Consider the following 19993-nt stretch of genomic DNA (forward strand, 5'->3'; position numbering starts at 1 on the left):
GTATTGACCCTCGGTTCGACAGCCTGCCAGCATGTGGCGTTGTGCATACCGGGTACATGGGCATCCGTGAGGGCGGGCCCTACTTTGACGACTTGTCCGTAGGTCAGGTGTTCGACTGGGCGCCGGCGTTGACCCTGTCGGCTGGGCTGGCGGCCGCCCATCAGGCGATTCTGGGGGACCGGCTGCGGCTGGCCCTGGACAGCAGCCTGTGTGGCGCGGTAACCGGCGCACCGGCGGCACTGGCGCATCCGGGGTTGGTGTGCAACGCGGCGATCGGGCAGTCGACCCTGGTCACCCAGCGGGTCAAAGCCAACCTGTTCTACCGCGGGCTGACCTTTCACCGGTTCCCGCTGATCGGAGACACCATCTACACCCGCACCGAGGTTGTGGCGCTCCGGGCCAACACGGCCAAGCCGGGCCGGGCGCCGACCGGAATGGCCGCGTTGCGGATGATCACCATCGACCAGGCCGATCGGCTGGTGCTCGACTTCTATCGCTGCGCGATGCTGCCGGCCAGCGCGGACTGGGATCCCGCCGGCGCCGCCGACGACGACTTGTCGGGCATCGGCGCCGACGCGAAGCCACCGGCGATCGATCCGACGGCGCACTGGGATGCCGAGGCGTACCGAACCCGGGTGCCGGGGCCCCATTTTGATGCCGGCATTGCGGGCAAGGTCATGCGCAGCACCGGAGATCTGGTCAGCAGCGCGCCCGAGCTCGCCCGACTCACGCTCAACATTGCTGCCACACATCATGATTCGCGGGTGGCTGGGCAGCGGCTGGTCTACGGCGGGCACACCATCGGCCTGGCCTTGGCGCAGGCGAGCCGACTGATGCCCAACCTGGTCACGGTGCTGGGGTGGGAGCACTGCGACCACACCGGGCCGGTACGGGAGGGCGACACCCTCTACAGCGAGTTGCACGTCGAGTCGGCGGAGCCGACCGCCAACGGGGGCGTGCTTGGCCTGCGTTCGCTGGTCTACGCCGTCGGCGACTCGGAGCCCGACCGCCAGGTGCTGGACTGGCGGTTCACCGCACTGCAGTACTAGCTGAACTCCCGGGCTTGTTTACCGGCGATTCCGGTGGCACCGGCCTGGACTGCAAGCAACATGGTGGTGTGAGTGCGGTGCCATCCCGCTGGGCCAGCAAGTGGGGAAGTAGTGGGCTGGCCTACCTGACCGGTCTGCCCGGCGGGCTGCCCGACTTTTCGTGTGCCAACATTTTGGGACGCGCCGAAACGATTGCCGCCGACGCGGCCACCTTGCTGACCGGGCGGGCCGGTCTGCTCGGGCTGACTCGCCGGGGCCGGGTCTCGGCGGGCGGCGCCACCCGGCTGCTCGCGGCCGCCGGCGGCTGGTTCGCGATCACACTGTCGCGCCCGGACGATGTCGATGCGGTCCCCGCGCTGCTGTGGGCCGACGAGGTGCCCGACGACCCATGGGGATCGCTGCAGAGGTGGGCCACAACGCGTCCCAAGTCCGCCATCATCAAACGAACCGAATTGCTCGACATCCCGGCCTCCGCCCCTGGGGGAGGCCTACCCCGCCCCGCCCCGAATCCGTCGGGCCGGAGCGCGAGCTCGCGCGCGTGACCCCGCTGGTCTGCTCGTTGCCGATTTGTCGTCCATGTGGGCGGGCCCGTTGTGCGGTCAGCTGCTGGCCCGGGCGGGAGCTACCGTGGTCAAGGTCGAAAGCCCGCGCCGGCCGGACGGCACACGCGCCGGCAACCGCGCCTTCTTCAACTGGATGAACGCGCAAAAGCTCTCCTACTGACTGGATTTCGACGACGATGCGGAAGAGCTGCGCGAGCTGCTACAGGCCGCGGACATCGTGATCGAGGGTTCGCGTCCCGCTGCCCTGGCGCGACGCCGGCTCGGCCCGGAGCACATCGCAGCGCGGTCCGGGCGAATCTGGTTACGCATCAGCGGATATGGGGAGCACTCCCGACGGCCCGCTTTCGGCGATGATGCCGCGGTGGCCGGTGGCCTGGTCGGGGTTGCGGCCGACGGCCCGGTGTTCTGTGCGGATGCCATAGCCGACCCGCTGGCCGGACTGGAGTCAGCCCGGGCCATCACCGAATCGCTACGGCGCGGGGGTGGTGAGCTCATCGACGTCGCCATGGCCGGCGTTGCCGCGACGTATGCCGCACTGCCCGTTGGGGCGTCGGCTGCCACGCATCGGGCGTTGCCGCCGCAGCCCCCGGCGCCGCCGTCGCGACCGGCCGCCGCGCTGGGGGCCGACGGTGACCTGGTGCGGCGGCTGGTCCGCGAAAGGGATGGGCGCTAGTGCTGATTCGGCGAGCCACCTTGCTGGATGGGGCCACGGCCGACATCCGGGTGTGTGCCCGCATTCAGGAGGTCGGTCAGGGGTTGGTCGCACGGCCGGGGGAGCGGGTGCTCGATGCCGCCGGCCAAACCGTGCTGCCCGGCCTGCACGACCATCATGTGCACCTGCGCTCGGCCGCCTCGGCCCTGGATTCGCTGACTCTGGGTCCGCCCACAGTCGATTCCAAAGAGAAATTTCGGCAACACCTTTCGAGCGCGCGGCCGGGTCCGGACGGATGGATCCGCGCCGTCGGCTATCACGAATCCGTTGCCGGACCACTGGACCGGACCGTGCTGGATGCGCTGGTGCCGCACCTTCCCGTGCGTGTTCAGCATCGCAGCGGGGCGCTGTGGATCCTGAACTCGGTGGCACTGAACCGGATCGGGCTGGCCGGTCATGTCGACGGCCGCCTGCGCAGCGCCGATTCCGACTGGTCGGATGCCTTGCCGCGGCGCAAGACCGATCTCGCGGCGCTCGGTGACCGGCTCACCGCGGTCGGCGTCACCGGAGTCACCGATGCCACGCTGGATCCCAGCACCGAGGACATGGCCGCGCTCACCGTTGCGCATCAGCGCGGGGAGTTTCGTCCGCGGGTTCGGTTTCTTTCTCCCGGCAAGAAGATCCTGCGTGACGATCACCTGGACCTGGAAGCGCTGATGGCCTGGATCGCGGACTTGCATGGCGCCGGACAACCCGTTGCCATCCACTGTGTAACCGCGGCTCAGCTGGTCGTGACGATTGCGGCGGTGCGCGCCGTGGGCCGTCATCCGCATGATCGAATCGAGCACGCCGCGGTGGTGCCCGATGACCTGGTGGCCGACTTGGCCGGGCTCGGGCTGACGGTGGTGACGCAGCCCAACTTCGTTGCCGAGCGCGGCGACCAGTACCTCGACGAGATCCCCGCCGCCGAGCACGGGCAGCTGTGGCGGGTCGCTTCGCTGTTGAATGCAAACGTGCCGGTGGCCTTTTCCACCGATATGCCGTTCGGGTCCGGCGACCCGTGGGCGGCGATGCGCGCCGCGGTGCATCGCATGACCCCTAGCGGGGTCGTTCTGGGCGTCGATGAATGCATCACGGAGCGTGCACCTTTGACGATGTTTCTGGGCCGGCCGGACCAGCCGGGGCGGGTGCGTGCCGTGGCGGCCGGTCAGCCTGGGGACCTCTGCGTGCTGGCACAGACACCGGCGGTGGTACTAACCGAGCTCGACGCCAGCCTGGTAAGTGCGACGATCATCGGCGGCGAAGTCGCCTATGCGGCTTAGCGCCGCCGTCGCCGGCCTGGCGGTGCTCACAAAGTTCTGACAACGGCGCAGTCGCCGACGGACCGGGCGATGAATCCTTCCCTACCGCCAGCGATGTGTCAGCAGATCTTGGATTTCGGCCTCGGAAAGTGTGAGTTGCGCCCAAATTTGCCTACTTGCTGAACCATTCCGCCCCTTGTCTACGTAGCTCTTGCAGGCATGGCGTAGTCGATAAAAGATCGGGGTACCGGTGGAAGTGCTGGCGCAGGAGGTTCTTGTCAGCGTGTTACCCGGGCGTGGACGTCCGGCCTGGTCGGGCTCGATGCAAGGGGCGTGAATTGCTGGGGCATCTGTACGAGCGGGCGCTAGGTGGCGAGCGATGCTGGATCCGCCATGAGGACGGTGAGCTGCGCCCGTTGCCGACTCACCGTTGGTTGGGGGCCGGGGCAACCGAGCGCGGTTGCGCTTCGGCCGAGGGTTCTTCTTTCGGTGACGTCGGCACCGGCGACGACGACGCCGCCTCCGATGAGGACTTCGATGAAGCCGTGGCGCAGATGTGTAGCGGGCCGACCATCGAGCTGGGCTGTGGACCGGGTCGGCTGGTGGCCCGGTTGGTGCAGCGGGGAATCCCCGCGCTGGGCATCGATCGGTCGGTGACCGCGATCCGATTGGCCGGTCGCGGCGGTGCGCCGGCGATACTCGGCGATGTTTTCGAGCCGTTGCCCGGTATGGGGCGTTGGCAGACGGTGCTGTTGGTCGACGGGAACGTCGGCCTCGGTGGGGACCCGTTGCGGATCCTGGGCCGGGCCGCCGAGTTGTTGTCCCGCGGCGGGCGGTGCGTGGTCGAATTCGATGCCCAGACCATCGGGGTCTGCTCCCGCTGGGTTCGTCTGGAGTCGGCGCGCGATGTCGGGCCCTGGTTCCGATGGGCGTCGGTCGGCGTGGACAGCGCCGCAATGCTGGCCGGACAGGTAGGTCTGACACTGATCGGTGTCAGGATGCTTGGCGGACGGGTGATCGCAAATCTGGCGGCCCTGTGAACGGTCCGGCCGAAGGCGACCCTGAGCAGGAACTCGAACCGGGGCCGGCCCACGGGTTTCCGGCCCGGCTGTGGCGCACCCTGGAACAACATCCGCCGCCGGGTGTGCGGCGGTTGGGCGCCTTTCGAAGTCCGCTGCGGGGACCGTGGCTGACCTCGGTGTTCGGGCTGGTGCTGTTGGTGGCAATGCCGATCGTGATCCTCACCGGATTGCTGTCCTACATTGCCTATGCCCCGCAGTTCGGGCAGGCGATCCCGGCCGATGTCGGCTGGCTGCGCCTGCCGGGATTTGACTGGTCCGCTCATCCGTCTTGGCTGTATCGACTGACCCAGGGCCTGCATGTAGGACTGGGGCTGGTGCTCATCCCGGTAGTGCTGGCCAAGCTCTGGTCGGTGATCCCGAAATTGTTCATTTGGCCGCCGGCGCGGTCGATCGCCACACTGCTGGAGCGGCTGTCGTTGTTGATGCTGGTCGGTGGGGTGCTATTCGAGATCGTCACCGGCGTGCTCAACATCCAGTACGACTACATCTTCGGCTTCAGCTTCTACGACGGCCACTACTTCGGTGCCTGGGTCTTCATCGCCGGTTTCCTCATGCATATCGCGGTCAAGATGCCGAAGATGATCACCGGACTGCGGTCATTCTCGATACGAGAAGTCTTGCACACCAATGTGACTGACACGCGCCCCGAGTCGCCCGACGCATCGGGGCTGGTGTCCGAAGATCCCGCCGAACCGACCGTGAGCAGGCGCGGAGCGCTGGCCCTGGTCGGTTCGGGTGTGCTGCTGCTCGGCGTCTTGACCGTCGGCCAAACCTTGGGCGGGCCACTGCGCAACATCGCCCTGCTGCTGCCAAGAGGCCGGCCCGCACAGGGCAACCGGGAATTCCCGGTCAACAAGACCGCGGCGGTCGCCGGAATCACCCCCGAGGCCGTGGGGCCGGCGTGGCGGCTGGTGCTCAGTGGCGGTCCCAACGAGGTCGTGCTGGACCGCGCCGCCCTGGCCGGTTTGCCGCAACACACCGCCCGCCTACCGATCGCCTGTGTTGAAGGGTGGTCGACGGTTCAGACCTGGACCGGGGTGCGACTGTCGGAGCTGGCCCGCAGGGCCGGAGTGGCCGCGCCCCGGTCGGCGCGGGTGACGTCGCTGCAACGCGGCGGCGCCTTTGGTGAGGCGACGCTGCAGGGCAATCAGGTCGGCGCTCCGGATGCGCTGCTGGCGTTGCGGGTCAACGGCGAAGACCTGCCGCTCGATCACGGCTATCCGGCGCGGATCATCGTTCCCGCATTGCCCGGCGTGCACAACACCAAATGGGTCGCCTCGATCAATTTCGAGGCTGGTTGAGATGCGCGAACTCACTAGGCGCTGCGGCGGCTATTACGGCGCACACCCGCTGCATCTGCTGACCATGCTCGCCGGCCTCGCGCTGGTTGGCTACATCGTGGCGACCTTCAAGATCGCCACACTGTGGAATCCGGGTACCTGGTGGCAGTCGATCGCGGTGTGGTTCGCGGCCGCCGTCATCGGCCACGACCTCGTCGCATTCCCGGTCTATTCGCTGGTTGATCGCATCTTTGCGGTGCGCTGGGGCCGCGCCCGCTCCGGAAGTCGAGAAGTCTCGGTCCGCAACTACCTGCGGATCCCGGCGATGGGGTCCGCCCTGACGCTGCTGATATTCCTGCCCGGCATCATCGAGCAAGGTGCGGCGACCTACCACGCGGCCACCGGCGAAACCCAGCAGCCGTTTTTGGGTAGGTGGCTGTTGCTCACTGCGGTGATGTTCGCGCTCAGTGCGGCCACCTACGCCGTCCGACTCGTGCTCGCGCATCGGCGGCGCGTGAGCGAAGTCCAGCTCAGCCGTTGAATAGCGGGGTTGGCGACCCTGGCAAATCATCGGTCGGGCGCAATCATTTGCCGTCGGACCCAACCCGGACGCGAGCCGGTGCAGCGGCGGCCAACAGGAGTACGCTCCCCCACATGGCTGCCACCGGCCCGACAACGATGTCGATGACGTCGATGATGTCCCGTGTCAAATGGATGCTGCGCGCGCGTCCTGCCGACTATCTGCTGGCCATGAGTGTCGCCGGGGCTTCGCTACCGGTGGTGGGCAAGCATCTCGAGCCGCTGGGTTGCGTCACCGCAATGGGGGTCTGGGGCGCGCGCCATACCCCGGAGTTCGTCGCGGCGAGGGCAAAGGATCTGTTCACTCCGGGTATCAACGTGACACGTCAGCGCGACCGGGACAGCACGAACGAAGTCTCGGCGGCGGCGTTGCGCGGGATCGTCTCAACGGCGGATTTGGATGTCGAATGGCCGGTGCCCCAGCGCACGCCGCCAGTGTGCGAAGCATTTCGTCACCGCCGCTACCTACATCGGGGCGGGGTTCACTATGGCAACAGCCCGGCCCAGGTGCTCGACGTGTGGCGCCGGGACGACCTGCCCACCGAGCCCGCGCCGGTGCTGATTTTTGTTCCCGGCGGCGCCTGGATACACGGCAGTCGAGCAATCCAGGGGTATGCATTGCTCTCGCGGCTGGCCGAACAGGGCTGGTTGTGCCTGTCGATCGACTACCGAGTCGCGCCGCATCACCGGTGGCCCCGCCACATCCACGACGTGAAAGCGGCCATCGCCTGGGCCCGCGCCAATGTCGACAAGTTCGGCGGTGACCGCAACTTCATTGCGGTGGCGGGGTGTTCGGCCGGCGGTCACCTGTCCGCATTGGCCGGCCTGACCGCCAACGATCCGGATTATCAAAGTGAGCTTCCCGAAGGGTCCGACACGTCGGTGGACGCGGCCGTCGGGATCTACGGTCGCTACGACTGGGAGGATCGATCCACCGCCGAACGGGCGCGGTTCGTCGACTTCCTAGAGCTAGTGGTGGTCAAGCGCTCGATCAAACGTCACCCGCAGGTGTTCCGCGACGCATCACCGGTTGCCCGGGTACACACCAACGCGCCGCCGTTTCTGGTCATTCACGGCAGCCGCGACGGTGTCATCCCGGTGGCGCAAGCGCGCAGCTTCGTCGAGCGGTTGCGTGCGGTGTCGCGTTCACTGGTCGCCTACGTCGAACTGCCCGGGGCCGGCCACGGCTTCGACCTGCTGGACGGGGCCCGCACAGGCTCTGCCACGCACGCGATTTCGTTGTTCCTCAACCAGATTCATCGCACTCGGGCGCAGCTGTCGAAAGAGGTCATCTAACGCGTCGGTCGACAGTGAGGTCACGCCATGACTAGAGGGCTGTGATGAAACGGCTCAGCGGTTGGGACGCGGTACTGCTGTACAGTGAAACGCCCAACGTGCACATGCACACCCTCAAAGTTGCTGTTATCGAACTCGATCCGGACCGCCGCGCGTTCGGCGTCGACGCGTTCCGGGCAGTCATCGGCGAACGCATGGCCAAACTGGAACCTTTCGGGTATCAGCTCGTCGACATCCCGTTCAAGTTCCATCACCCGATGTGGCGAGAGCACTGTGAAGTTGACCTCGACTACCACATCCGCCCCTGGCAGCTCAGACCCCCAGGGGGTCGGCGCGAGTTGGACGAGGCGATCGGTGAGATCGCCAGCACGCCGCTGGACCGCAGGTACCCGTTGTGGGAGATGTACTTCGTCGAAGGCCTGGCCAACCATCGAGTCGCGGTGGTGGGCAAGATCCATCATGCCCTCGCCGACGGGGTCGCCTCGGCGAACCTGATGGCACGCGGCATGGACTTGTTGCCCGGCCCCGAGGGCGATCCGTACGTGAGCGACCCGGCTCCTACCAAGCGGGAATTGATGAGCTCGGCGTTCCTGGATCACCTGCGCCACCTTGGCCGGATCCCCGCGACGATGCGCTACACCGCGCAGGGCCTGGCCCGCGTGAGACGCAGCTCGCGAAAGCTGTCTCCCGAGCTGACCCGCCCGTTCACCCCGCCACCGACGTTCATGAACCATATGCTCACCCCGCAGCGCAGATTCGCCACCGCGACGTTGGCGCTTGCCGACGTGAAGCAGACCGGTAAGCAGCTGGGCGCGACCATCAACGACATGGTGCAGGCGATGTCCACCGGAGCGCTGCGGAACCTGCTGTTGCGCTATGACGGCCGGGCCGAGCCATTGCTGGCCTCGGTCCCGGTGAACTACGACTTCTCGCCGGACCGCATCAGCGGGAACTACTTCAGCGGGATGATGGTGGCGCTGCCCACCGACTGCGCGGACCCATTGGAGCGGGTACAGGCCTGTCACGAAAATGCGCTATCGGCCAAGGAGAGTCACCAGCTGCTGGGGACCGAGCTGATCAGTCGCTGGGCGGCGTACTGGCCGCCGGGGGCAACCGAAGCGGCCTTCCGGTGGGCGTCGAGCCGGGACGGGCAAAACAAGGTCCTGAATCTTAACATCTCGAATGTTCCCGGCCCGCGCGAGCACGGCAGGGTGGGTGGTGCGCTGGTAACCGAGATCTATTCGGTGGGGCCGCTGACCGCGGGTAGCGGCCTGAACATCACCGTGTGGAGCTATGTCGACCAGCTCAATATCTCGGTCTTGACAGACGGTGCCACCGTCGAGGATCCGCATGAAGTGACTGAAGCCATGATGGCTGACTTCGTCGAGATTCGAAGGGCGGCTGAGCTTTCCGCAGAGCTGACGGTCATCGAGGCAGCGATGGCGCAAGCTCGATCAATGAATGAAGGAGCTGGGAGCGCGTGAGTGAACTAAACGGCGACACCGAACCCGAAGTCCTGGTCGAACAGCGGGACCGAATCCTGATCATCACGATCAATCGGCCCAAGGCCAAGAACTCGGTCAACGCCGCGGTGAGCCGGGCCTTGGCCGATGCGATGGATCGCCTCGATGCCGACGCCGGCCTCTCGGTGGGGATCCTTACCGGAGCGGGTGGCTCGTTCTGTGCCGGCATGGACCTCAAGGCGTTTGCCCGCGGCGAGAACGTCGTGGTCGAGGGCCGGGGGCTGGGGTTCACCGAGCGCCCACCGGCCAAACCGCTGATCGCGGCGGTCGAAGGATACGCCTTGGCCGGCGGCACCGAGCTGGCCTTGGCCACCGATCTGATTGTGGCGGCCAGGGATTCGGCGTTCGGAATACCGGAGGTGAAACGGGGTCTGGTGGCCGGTGGCGGGGGATTGCTGCGGCTGCCCGAGCGCATTCCCTACGCGATCGCGATGGAACTGGCGCTCACCGGTGACAACCTGTCCGCCGAACGCGCCCACGCACTCGGGATGGTCAACGTGCTGGCCGAACCCGGGGCAGCCCTGGATGCGGCGATCGCGTTGGCGGAGAAGATCACTGCCAACGGTCCGCTCGCGGTGGCCGCCACCAAACGGATCATCACCGAATCCCGCGGCTGGAGTCTGGACACCAGATTCGCCCAGCAGATGAAGATCCTGTTCCCGATTTTCACCTCCAATGACGCCAAGGAAGGTGCGATCGCGTTCGCGGAGAAACGTCCGCCCCGCTGGACCGGTACCTGACCGGTGCCGACCACGGCTTCCCACCGGGAAGCCGGGCCCGCCGATGGGTTACACTGAGGCCAAGTTTTGTAAAGGGAGGGCTTCCTGAAGGGTCCCGGATGAGCGTTTCGTTGCTGCTCGAAATGGCTGCGTCAGCTAGTCCTGACCGCATCGCCGTCGTCTCGGGCGACTTGCGGCTGACGACTCAGCAGCTCAGCGATCTCGCCGACGGGGGTGCGGGGGCCATCGCCGCATCCGATGCCCAGCATGTGGTGTACGTCGGCACCGGCGGGGCGATGCTGCCGCTGCTGATCTTCGCCTCGGCGCGCGCGGGGCTGCCCTTCACCCCGATCAACTACCGGCTGTCCGCTGACGGCATCGCAGCCTTGATCCGCCGGTTGCCACGGCCCCTGGTGGTCGTCGACGAACGCTACCGGGACACGATCGCAGCCGACCAGTCGCTGAGCTCCCAGCAATTTCTGGAGCTAGCCGGCCGCGCCGAACCGGTCGCGGAGTTTCCCGACCCGGACTCGGTGGCCATCGTGCTGTTCACTTCGGGCACCACCTCGCAACCCAAGGCCGTCGAGCTGACCCACAGCAACCTGACCAGCTATGTCACCACGACGGTCGAGTTCGGGTGCGCCGCGCCCTCCGACGCGGCGCTGATCTGTGTGCCGCCGTATCACATCGCCGGGGTAAGTGCGGTCCTGTTGAATCTGTATGCCGGACGAAAGATGGTCTACCTGACTAACTTTGACGCACACGAGTGGGTACGGCTGACCAATGCGGAACAGGTCACCACCGCCACCGTGGTGCCGACCATGCTGGACCGCATCGTCGCCGTGCTCGAGACCGGCGAACACAAGCTGCCCTCGTTGCGCAACCTGGCCTACGGTGGCTCGAAAGTCGTTCTGCCACTGGTGCGCCGGGCCCTCGAGCTGTTGCCGGACGTGGGCTTCGTCAACGCCTACGGGCTGACCGAGACCAGCTCGACCATCGCCGTGCTGACGCCCGATGACCATCGCGCCGCGCAGTCCGCGGCGGCGGCTGGCCTGGCCAGGCGGTTGGGCTCGGTGGGGCGGCCGGTGCCCGGCGTCGAGCTGCAGATCCGGGGCCAGGACGGCAGGTTGCTCGGGCCCGGTGAGACCGGCGAACTGTTTGTGCGGGGTGAGCAGGTGTCCGGACGCTACACCGGAATCGGTTCGGTGCTAGACGGCCACGGCTGGTTCGGCACCAAGGACATCGCCATGCTCGACGAAGACGGCTACCTATTCATCGGCGGACGCTCCGACGACACCATCATCCGCGGCGGGGAGAACATCGCGCCGGCCGAACTCGAGGAAGTGCTGATCGAGCACCCGCAGGTGCGTGACGTGGCCGTGGTCGGAGTCGAGGATGCCCAGTGGGGCCAGGAGATCGTGGCCGTCGTGGTGCCCGTCGCCGGCGTCGACCCAGATCCGGAAGAACTACGTGAATTCGTGCGAAGAAGTTTGCGGGGGTCGCGCACCCCGGACCGGGTAGTGTTTCGCGACGAGCTGCCCACCACCGCCACCGGCAAAATCCTTCGCCGGGAGATCATCGAGGAACTGGCAGGTACGAAATCATGATCAAGAACGGAACCCGGCTGGCCAGCCAGGTGTGTGACACCCAGGTCATCGTGGTCAGAAGCGCCGACACCCTCGACGACCTGCGGTGCGGAGGCGCGCCGATGGTGGAGATTGGCGTGCAGCGCTCGGGCCAACTCGATCCCGAGTTCGCCGACGGCTCGGTGCTGGGCAAACGCTATGTCGATGAGGCCGGTGCCGAGTTGCTGGTCACCAAACCGGGCGCCGGGTCGTTGAGTGTCGGTGCCACCAAGCTGGCGCTCAAGGAGGTCAAGCCGCTTCTGGCCAGCGACTGATCCAGCCGGCCGATGGCAATCGGTGCCCCCGCGCATCAGGGTTTGTGCTCCAGGTCTGGCGTTTTGGTCTAGCAACAACCCGCCGAATCCGGCTCCACCGCCGGTACCACCGAACCCGGCCTGGAAACCCAGCCGGCCGGTTCCACCGTTGCCTCCGTAGGCGGCTATGGCCGCAAAGGCGCCCAATTCGGCGTTCCCACCGAACCCACCGTCGTCGCCAACCCCACTGTTGCAGCCACTCACCGTTGTCGCCGCCCCGCCATTGCCGGGGTCTTGGCTGTCCGCGCCGTCGTTAGTCCCCCAGCCCGCCGGCCTACCGGCGCGAGAGTGGTTGTGTTCGAACTGATCTAACGCCAAGGGCGGTGAAACCCCGGCGGCGCCAGTTAAGAATTCATTGAGCAGCAATTGTTTTCATGGTCAAGATGGCGTTGTCGTTGGGTTGGTGCAAAGCATCGAGCCTGATGCTGAGCAAGGAGGGGTGGGCCGCGGCTGCTCACGGTTCGGGGCTTCGTCCAAGCCATCGATCAAGCAGGAAGGTCAGGGAGACACTGTGAACGAATCGATTCCAGGGGGACGAGTGGCGCACCTTCCTCCCTCCCCCCCACCTCAATCTCGTTGAGCGACTGGCATGGCGCGCGCGCAATCAGCCTGACGAGCTGGCGATGGTCGAGCTGCGAGGCATGCGTGGCGAGACGGACAAGGCTACCTACGCGCGGCTCGACGCTCGCGCCCGGGCAATCGCATTTCAGCTGAAAAGCCCTGGCAATCAAGGTGATCGCGTGCTACTCGTGATGGGCAACTGTCTCGACTATGTCGTCGGCTTCCTGGCATGTGCTTATGCTCGCCGTGTTGCGGTGAATCTGCCGGTGCCGCGCCGTGCCAAACACCTGGATCGGCTCGCCCACGTCGTGGCCGACTGTGGGGCGGAAGTCTTGCTCACAAGCGGGCCCGAGGCGAAAGAGTTGACGGCAAGCGTGGCTGCGGATTTGCGCCTGGACTTCCTGACGGTACTGCGCCTCGACTGGCTGTTGGCCATCCCTGATGAAGACTGGCAACCCGTCGCACCGGCATCCAAAGACGTATGCCTACTGCAGTACACCTCCGGCTCCACAAGCGCACCGCGCGGGGTGGTCGTCACCCACGACAACCTCATGTTCAACTGTGCCCAAATACAAAACGGCTTCGGGCTTACCGCGGAAGACCTTGCGCTGAGCTGGCTTCCGCTATATCACGACATGGGCCTGATCCTCGGAGTGCTCACGCCCATCTTCGCAGGCTTCCCGGTTGTGCTCGCCGATCCGCTCAGCTTCGTCAAGCGTCCCGACCTCTGGCTCCGTGCGATCTCCGACTACCGCATCACCTTCACCGGTGGCCCCAACTTCGCCTACGACCTCTGCGCAGACGCCGCCTCGTACGCCGATCTCAGCGGTATCGATCTCTCCTGTTGGAATGTCGCCCTCAACGGCGCAGAACCCATCCGCGCTACCACTCTGGAACGCTTCAATGCGGCCCTTGTCCCCTTGGGCTGGGCTCCAACCTGCATGCAGCCCTCGTACGGCCTCGCCGAGAACACCCTGGCGGTCTCTACCAAGATTCCTGCGACTGAGCCAACCGTTGTGGAGATCGACGTCGCGGCTCTGCGGCAGTCACAGGTGTGTGCACCTCGCGGTGACGCCCCGTCGCGGCGGCTGGTGAGCAGCGGGCGCATCTTGGCGGGGACGATGGTGAAGATCGTCTACCCCGAGACCGGACACCCGGTGGGCCCGGACCGGGTGGGCGAGATCTGGTTAACCGGCAGGAGCGTCGCGAAGGGCTACTGGGGCAGGGACATTCAGACGGAGGAGGTCTTTGCGGCGCGCCTACCCGGTGATCCTGCCCGCTATCTGCGTACGGGAGATCTCGGCTTCTGCCGCGACGATGAACTATTTGTTGTCGGTCGCTTGAAAGACCTCGTCATCGTGCATGGCGCCAACCATTACCCGCAGGACCTAGAAGAGACCGCAGAGGGCGCCCATCCGGCTGTGCGCTCACACTTCGTGGCCGTGTTCGCCGAGGAGCGAGAGGAGCGTGAGGCCCTCATTGTCGTTGCCGAGATCCGCCGGGAAGCAGAACGGGGCCTGGACCCGCGCGACGTAGGGCAGCGCATCGCGCTCGCCATCACCCGAGAGCACGAGGTATCGGTCGACGCGGTATTTCTCGCGCGATGCGGCGAGGTTCCCAAGACCACCAGCGGCAAGATCCAGCGGTCCTTGTGCCGAGAGCTGCTGCGCCAGGGTGGCCTCGCTTTGCACGGCGCGTTGGAGAAATGAGACAGGCCGATTGGGCCTGAGGCGTTGAGCTCCGGTGCCCACGGCGGGTAGCCGAGTGGCTCGAAGAGATTAAGCACCCGAAGTCAAACCCACACACTCCTAAGGAGCGCGATGTTCAAGGAAGATGTCGATTTCGTGGCCAGCGGTGGAAACACGACGACCGTGCGCAGTCTGGAGACGTTCCGCGACTGGCTTCGGCATGAGATAGCCAAGAGCAGCGACGCCGGCTTCACCGGTGTCGATTTTTCACGCTCGCTAGCCGACTTGGGGTTCAGTTCGGTTCATACCGTACGTCTGGCCGGCGAACTGGAAAAGCTACTGGAAATCGACATCGAGCCAACCCTGCTCGCCGAATTCGAGAGCATCGATGCCATGTGCGTCACTCTCTTCCGTATGCGCGAGGGAATGCGTAACCGCGACACCAACGCGCCCTACGTGCAAACGGTGCGTGTCGCCGCCTCATTCACCGCTGAGCTGATCGAGCCGACCGTGTGCAACCTGCTCGGTCGCTTGGGCATGCCGGCGAACGTCCAATTCGCCGGGTACAACCAGGTGTTCCAGGCCTTGCTCAACCCCGAGGGTGTATTCGCAGGCGAGGGCGGCATAAATGTCGTGCTCATGCGCGTGGAGGACCTCTTTCGGCACCACAACACGCCTCCCGGCCGGGAGGAACTCGAGCGTGCCGTCGCGGAGCTTTGCGACGCACTGCTCGGCCATGCTGACCGAAGTGGTGCGCCGACTCTGGTCGCTCTGGCGCCGCACTCCCCCCACTCGGTACGCGCACTCGGTCTGGCAGAGCTGCTGGAGGATTTGGACCAACGCATCATCGCCGCGGCTGGCTCCCACCACAGTCTCTTCCCCGTGGACCTGCGCCGAGTTTACGAGGACTGGCCGGTTGTGCGCATCTGGGATGAGGCCCGTGACAGCCTTGGTCACCTGCCCTTCACTCAGGGGTGTTTCAGTGCCATCGGGGCCTGTATCGCCCGGCGCATCGCTGCCGTGCTCAGCGAACCGGCAAAGGTGATCGTGCTGGACTGTGACAACACCTTGTGGGGCGGCGTGGTGGGGGAAGACGGTCCGGAGGGCATCACGCTCTCCGAGCATTTTCTGGTCCTCCAGCGTTTCATGGTCGCCCAAGCAGAGGCAGGAAAGCTGCTATGCATTGTCAGCAAGAACAACGATGCCGATGTATTGGCCGCCTTCGCCGCTCACCCTGCCATGCCGCTCGGCTTGGAACACATCTGCCTTCGTCGGATCAACTGGCTACCCAAATCAGAGAACATGCGCTTGCTCGCTGACGAACTCGGACTGGGGCTGGACACATTTATCTTCATAGACGACAGTGCCATGGAAGTCGCCGAGGTCAGCGAGGCGTTGCCGCAGGTGCTCGTCATCGAGCTGCCGCAGCCCGAGTGCTTCGAGTCATTCCTCAACCACCATTGGGCCTTCGACGCGGCGCGTACCACCGAAGAGGATCGGAGTCGCACCGCGATGATGCGCCAGAGCGTCCAGCGCGCCGAGATCGAGGCGAGTGCGCCCACCATCGATGATTTTCTTTCCCGGCTGGATCTCGAGATCGACCTCGCAACCCTCTCGCTGGAAGACGAGCTTGCGCGCGCCGCGCAGCTCACTCACCGCACCAACCAGTTCAACGCCCGCAAACGATCGATGTCCGAGGCGGAGCTGCGTGCGTTCTGTCGCGAGCCGGGCCGGCGCACGTGGCGCGCTCGCGTCAGTGATCGCTTCGGCGACTATGGATTCGTCGGTCTGGTATCCGCGGTGTCCCGTGACAGCGCCCTAGTTTGCGATCTTTTCCTGATGAGTTGTCGCGTACTGGGCCGTCGGGTGGAGCAGGCGCTGGTGCGCAGGCTGGCAGTGGATGCCAGCGAGGCCGGTTGCGACCAGCTCTTGCTGGAGGTGGAGACCAGTGCGCGCAACGTTCCCGTTCGCAGCTTCTACGACAGCCTTGCCGGCGTCAGTGTGCCCGCGGGGGTCGGCGACGTACAGAAGATAATTCTCGAGGTGGCCGATATCGAGGCTCACCTGCTCGCTTCCACCCGGGTGATCTTGCGGGAGGAGACCGACCCGGCGCGGGATGAGTCCGCGCCCGTGCCGTCCCGGTCTGGCGCCCGGACCCGCGCCGCCGGTGGTTACGCTGAAATTGCCCGCATTGGCTCGAACGTCGATGCCCTGATGACCGCCTTGGCGGTGACCGCCCACGCGCGTCGTCCGGCGCTTGCCACGCCCTACGTCACACCCCGTGATAGCCAGGAGAAGGCGATCGCTCGCATCTGGTGCGATGTGCTGGGCATCGACCGGGTGGGAGTGAACGACAACTTCTACGAACTCGGCGGCCACTCCCTGCGCGCCGCCGAGGCCTTTGCCCGTATGTGGGACATGGATGTAGCAGAGTCAATCTCGCTGCAGACCATCATCGAGCCCACTGTTGCCGTGCTGGCCCAGGCGATAAGGGACGTGGAGGCAGGCCGCGCCCCGCAGCTGCTTGCTGATTCCTTCTCGCTCAAGGAAGAAGGCCATCTTGCCGCTGACATTTGTCGGCCGGGCTATGACCCCAGTACCTACGACCGGCCCATGCACCACATTCTGCTGACCGGCGGTACTGGCTACCTGGGCGCATATCTCATCCGCGAGCTGTTGATCCAAACCGAGGCTCGCATCTCTTGTTTGGTGCGTGCGTCAACCCCCGAGGAGGGGCGGCAGCGCATTCTCAACAACCTTTGCCGTTACGGGCTCTGGGATGTCACCTTCGAATCGAGGGTTGACGTCGTGTTGGGCGACCTGACCGCCCCCTGGCTGGGGCTGGACGGCCTGGCGCCGTTCCAAGCGCTTGCTCGCTCCATCGACACCATCGTGTATTCCGCGGCATGGGTCAACTTCGTCTACCCCTACCAGCATCTCAAGGCCACCAATGTGGAGTCCACGGAGACGATCCTGCGATTGGCAGTGTCCAGCGAGGCCCCCATCCAGGTGCACTTTGTTTCAACCCTTGGCGTGATCATGTCGACCGGTTACGGTCGACACTCCGTTGTGCAGGACCGGGAGGAGATCACCCACTGCGACGACCTGCTAAACGGCTACGAGCAGACCAAATACGTCAGCGATGTGATGATGTGGCAAGCATTCACCGAACGAGGTATACTCGGTGCCATCTACCGGCCGGGCATGGTGTCTGGACTATCCGACGGTACCTATCACAAGATCGACGAATTCCTGCCCCAGTTCCTCAAGGGATGCATCCAGCTCGGTGCCTGGCCGCTGCTGGACACCACCTGGGAGATGGCGCCCGTGGACGTCACTTCCAAGGCTATCGTGCACATCGCAAAACGCCCGCAGAACCTCAATCAGGCTTATTTTGTAGTGCATCCGCGCTCCAGGCAGGTTTCGGACTACATCGACTGGCACCGCGAGGTGGGCTACGACATTCGTGGACTGCCGTGGGATGTCTGGAAGCGGGAGTTGCTCGGCCTCGGTACTGAGGGGCTGCGGAAAAACGCGCTCTTCCCCTTCGTGGACTTCATCCGCGCGCTCTCCGAGGAGCAGGTATTCTTTCCGCCCACCGGCCGCGCGTTGTTTGATTCCGCCACAGCGGATCTGGACTTCGACGTGCCCGATCAACTGGAGCTGTTGGCCCGCTACACGCGCCATTTTGTGGCATGCGACTACTACGACCAACTGCCCAGCAACCCGCGTGCCGGCCTATCCGACGAGCCTGCGTTGGTGCTGCACCCCCCGGGAGAATCCGGGCAGACTTTGGATGATCGCCTGCGCTTCGATGGCGTCCAGCTGGATTTCGTCGAGACCTATTACGTCCTCTTCAACGATCCGGTGCGGGGCCTCAGCTTTATGGCGCGCTACGTGCTGCACAACGGCTTTCTGGAGTCCGACAAACTCGCGGAGGTGTGGTCTACGTTCCGCGACCGCCAGCGCCCGGGTACGGAGTTGGCCATCCGCCAGCGTTATCCACTAGGTCATGCCCGGCTCGAGAACTCGGCGAAAGTACGTCTTGAGATCGGTCCTTCGGGCTATGGCGAAGAGAAGGTATGGGGCCGCGTGGATTCTGCGGACGGGGTGATCGAGTGGGATCTCGAATTGGACCGGAGCGAGGCGATCTCCTTAGATCGCCTACCCGAAGCCTCGGCCTACGACTTGCTTCCACACTTCCAGTCGAACGGGGCAAGACAGCACCTTCGCGGTGTTGTCACGGTTTGTGGCCAGACATACGAGATCGGCCGCACGGTGGCGAGCGACGGGCACTATTGGAACACCAAGAATCTGCGCGAGTCCGCCTGGGTGCATTGCGCCAACTTCGAGGGTGATCCTGACTTCCTCATCGAAGGCTTCGGCGCCCGCTTCAACGATTGGTCTCAGACCTCGCTATGGCTGACCTTCAGCTACAAGGGCGAGTGCATCGAGAGCAACCTGATCGATGCTTTTCATCACAACCGCGAGTTGGATTCAGCCACGGACTCTTGGGACTTCGTTGCCGAGCGTGGCGACCTCCGCTTCGTGGTGCGTGTCAAAGCGGACCCGGCGCGCATGCTGCTGTCGGTCCGCCCATTGCCCGGTGACGAATACGTTTACACCCATTTCACCGACGAGGCGGACGTGACGATCGACATCGAACAGCGCTCCGGCCGCGGCTGGTGGAAGAATGACCAGCGCATCGCCCGGGGCACAGCGGTTTTCGAGTCAACGCGAAAGGTGCGTAACCCGGGCGCCACGCGGGAGTTTCGCATCGTGAGGGGGAAGTGCTGAAGGGCACACTGCCGCGGAGACGATCGAGACGTTTCTGACCGATCGTGACCGCGGACCAGTGGCTACCGCTGCGGTTTCTACTCGCTATCCAGTCTGCTTTGTGCGACGAATCCCCTTGCTTTGACCAAGAATTCGAGCTGCTCGCCGACCTGGCGCAGCGGTTCGGCGCTACGCGTGGACCGGCACAGCATGATGGCGCCTTCCAGCGCGGCGATGGAGGTCACCGCCAGCGATGCTGCGGTCGATTCGTCGAATCCGTCGGAAACAAAGGCCCGGCCCAATGCGGCGCACCAGCTGTCGAGGATAGTGCCGGCTTCCGCCGCTAGCTCGACTTCATCGTCGGCGGGGCCGAGGGCGGCTGCCACCACGGGGCAGCCGGCGGCAAAGTCCCCGTCGGTGAGCAGGTGCTCCCACAGCCTGACGAATTCGCGCAGCAGGGCCCGGGCGCCCTTGTCGGCGGCCTTGTCGATCACCGCGGTGATGGAATCGCCGGCATAACGCAGCGCCTCGATCAGGATCTGATTTCGGCCGTCGGGAAAGTGGTAGTAGACCGAACCGCGGGGGGCGCCGCTGCGGGCGAGCACCGAATCAATGGTGACCCCGGCCGCGCCCCGCTCGCGCATCACCTGAGCGGCGCTGATCAACATCTTCTCGCGGGTGCCGCCACGCTTCGGCGCCGATGTGCTGGGCGGTGTCATGCGGCGGGGGAATGTCCGTGCGAGTGGCGCAGTACCGGCCAATGCAGGTGGCGGGGGCGCAACCGGGCTTGCTTGCGGGGCAGATCGGGCATCTCGCGGGTGAAGCGATAGCCGGCAACGTTGAGCTCGATGATCCACATGGTATCTCCCGGCATCTGCGTTATCCCATGCGCCGGGGCCGCCGGCCCATGATTATGCAAAGCAGCATATAAGCGTGGGCGGAGATAGGGCAACCCCTCGGCAAGCATCACGAAAAATGCCCGTGA

At 65.3% G+C, this 19993-nt stretch carries 14 protein-coding genes and 1 pseudogene; 13 read left to right on the forward strand and 2 right to left on the reverse strand.

Going from position 1 to position 19993, the window contains the following annotated elements; genetic code table 11:
• The first annotated feature begins 41 nt into the window (after positions 1 to 41).
• The 13 genes and pseudogenes from G6N41_RS08260 to G6N41_RS08320 all read left to right on the forward strand — a co-directional run bounded on the left by G6N41_RS08260 (position 42) and on the right by G6N41_RS08320 (position 19029).
• Positions 42 to 1049 carry a MaoC family dehydratase gene (locus tag G6N41_RS08260; protein ID WP_198967087.1) on the forward strand — a complete coding sequence of 336 codons (1008 nt, stop codon included), beginning with the start codon at positions 42 to 44 and terminating at the stop codon, positions 1047 to 1049.
• 14 nt (positions 1050 to 1063) lie between these two features.
• Positions 1064 to 2285: pseudogene (locus G6N41_RS08265) on the forward strand (CoA transferase).
• The gene (locus tag G6N41_RS08270) at positions 2285 to 3586 is read left to right on the forward strand and encodes an amidohydrolase family protein (RefSeq protein WP_198967088.1); all 1302 of its coding nucleotides are present in this window, start codon (positions 2285 to 2287) and stop codon (positions 3584 to 3586) included. Before G6N41_RS08265 ends, G6N41_RS08270 begins: the two are co-directional and overlap by 1 nt.
• Before the next feature lie 317 nt (positions 3587 to 3903).
• Entirely contained in the window at positions 3904 to 4605 is a 702-nt protein-coding gene (locus G6N41_RS08275) for a class I SAM-dependent methyltransferase (protein ID WP_198967089.1), read from the forward strand.
• Positions 4602 to 5948 (forward strand): molybdopterin-dependent oxidoreductase, encoded by a 1347-nt coding sequence (locus G6N41_RS08280; RefSeq protein WP_198967090.1) that lies wholly within the window; start codon positions 4602 to 4604, stop codon positions 5946 to 5948. Before G6N41_RS08275 ends, G6N41_RS08280 begins: the two co-directional genes overlap by 4 nt.
• 1 nt (position 5949) lies before the next feature.
• Positions 5950 to 6468, forward strand: a complete 519-nt coding sequence (locus tag G6N41_RS08285) for a hypothetical protein (RefSeq protein ID WP_038578509.1) — start codon at positions 5950 to 5952, stop codon at positions 6466 to 6468.
• A 137-nt stretch (positions 6469 to 6605) separates the two neighbouring features.
• On the forward strand, positions 6606 to 7802 hold the full coding sequence (locus G6N41_RS08290; RefSeq protein ID WP_198967779.1) for an alpha/beta hydrolase: 1197 nt from the start codon (positions 6606 to 6608) through the stop codon (positions 7800 to 7802).
• A gap of 44 nt (positions 7803 to 7846) precedes the next feature.
• Positions 7847 to 9286: a WS/DGAT/MGAT family O-acyltransferase gene (locus G6N41_RS08295; RefSeq protein WP_198967091.1), complete on the forward strand. Its 1440-nt coding sequence runs from the start codon at positions 7847 to 7849 to the stop codon at positions 9284 to 9286.
• Positions 9283 to 10065 (forward strand): crotonase/enoyl-CoA hydratase family protein, encoded by a 783-nt coding sequence (locus G6N41_RS08300; protein WP_012392437.1) that lies wholly within the window; start codon positions 9283 to 9285, stop codon positions 10063 to 10065. The genes G6N41_RS08295 and G6N41_RS08300 overlap by 4 nt, the downstream gene beginning before the upstream one ends.
• A gap of 98 nt (positions 10066 to 10163) precedes the next feature.
• Entirely contained in the window at positions 10164 to 11651 is a 1488-nt protein-coding gene (locus tag G6N41_RS08305; RefSeq protein ID WP_198967092.1) for a class I adenylate-forming enzyme family protein, read from the forward strand.
• Positions 11648 to 11944 carry a hypothetical protein gene (locus tag G6N41_RS08310; RefSeq protein ID WP_198967093.1) on the forward strand — a complete coding sequence of 99 codons (297 nt, stop codon included), beginning with the start codon at positions 11648 to 11650 and terminating at the stop codon, positions 11942 to 11944. Before G6N41_RS08305 ends, G6N41_RS08310 begins: the two co-directional genes overlap by 4 nt.
• A gap of 662 nt (positions 11945 to 12606) precedes the next feature.
• Positions 12607 to 14253 (forward strand): fatty acyl-AMP ligase, encoded by a 1647-nt coding sequence (locus tag G6N41_RS08315; protein ID WP_231608880.1) that lies wholly within the window; start codon positions 12607 to 12609, stop codon positions 14251 to 14253.
• Between the two features lie 111 nt (positions 14254 to 14364).
• The gene (locus G6N41_RS08320) at positions 14365 to 19029 is read left to right on the forward strand and encodes a thioester reductase domain-containing protein (protein ID WP_198967094.1); all 4665 of its coding nucleotides are present in this window, start codon (positions 14365 to 14367) and stop codon (positions 19027 to 19029) included.
• Positions 19030 to 19106: 77 nt separating this feature from the next.
• On the opposite strand, the gene G6N41_RS08325 is transcribed toward G6N41_RS08320, so the two are convergent.
• On the reverse strand, positions 19107 to 19727 hold the full coding sequence (locus tag G6N41_RS08325; RefSeq protein WP_198967095.1) for a TetR/AcrR family transcriptional regulator: 621 nt from the start codon (positions 19725 to 19727) through the stop codon (positions 19107 to 19109).
• On the reverse strand, positions 19724 to 19882 hold the full coding sequence (locus G6N41_RS08330; protein ID WP_020727860.1) for a hypothetical protein: 159 nt from the start codon (positions 19880 to 19882) through the stop codon (positions 19724 to 19726). The genes G6N41_RS08325 and G6N41_RS08330 overlap by 4 nt, the downstream gene beginning before the upstream one ends.
• Positions 19883 to 19993: the final 111 nt, after the last annotated feature.

The organism is Mycobacterium shottsii (assembly GCF_010728525.1).
In the GTDB taxonomy this organism is placed as follows: domain Bacteria; phylum Actinomycetota; class Actinomycetes; order Mycobacteriales; family Mycobacteriaceae; genus Mycobacterium; species Mycobacterium marinum.

Bases quoted from the DNA above. Each gene is read 5' to 3' on its own strand.
- G6N41_RS08315 (WP_231608880.1), top strand. From the start codon at position 12,607: ATGGTCGAGCTGCGAGGCATGCGTGGCGAGACGGACAAGGCTACCTAC.
- G6N41_RS08320 (WP_198967094.1), top strand. From the start codon at position 14,365: ATGTTCAAGGAAGATGTCGATTTCGTGGCCAGCGGTGGAAACACGACG.
- G6N41_RS08305 (WP_198967092.1), top strand. From the start codon at position 10,164: ATGAGCGTTTCGTTGCTGCTCGAAATGGCTGCGTCAGCTAGTCCTGAC.
- G6N41_RS08325 (WP_198967095.1), bottom strand. From the start codon at position 19,727: ATGACACCGCCCAGCACATCGGCGCCGAAGCGTGGCGGCACCCGCGAG.
- G6N41_RS08330 (WP_020727860.1), bottom strand. From the start codon at position 19,882: ATGCCGGGAGATACCATGTGGATCATCGAGCTCAACGTTGCCGGCTAT.
- G6N41_RS08285 (WP_038578509.1), top strand. From the start codon at position 5,950: ATGCGCGAACTCACTAGGCGCTGCGGCGGCTATTACGGCGCACACCCG.
- G6N41_RS08290 (WP_198967779.1), top strand. From the start codon at position 6,606: ATGTCGATGACGTCGATGATGTCCCGTGTCAAATGGATGCTGCGCGCG.
- G6N41_RS08295 (WP_198967091.1), top strand. From the start codon at position 7,847: ATGAAACGGCTCAGCGGTTGGGACGCGGTACTGCTGTACAGTGAAACG.
- G6N41_RS08310 (WP_198967093.1), top strand. From the start codon at position 11,648: ATGATCAAGAACGGAACCCGGCTGGCCAGCCAGGTGTGTGACACCCAG.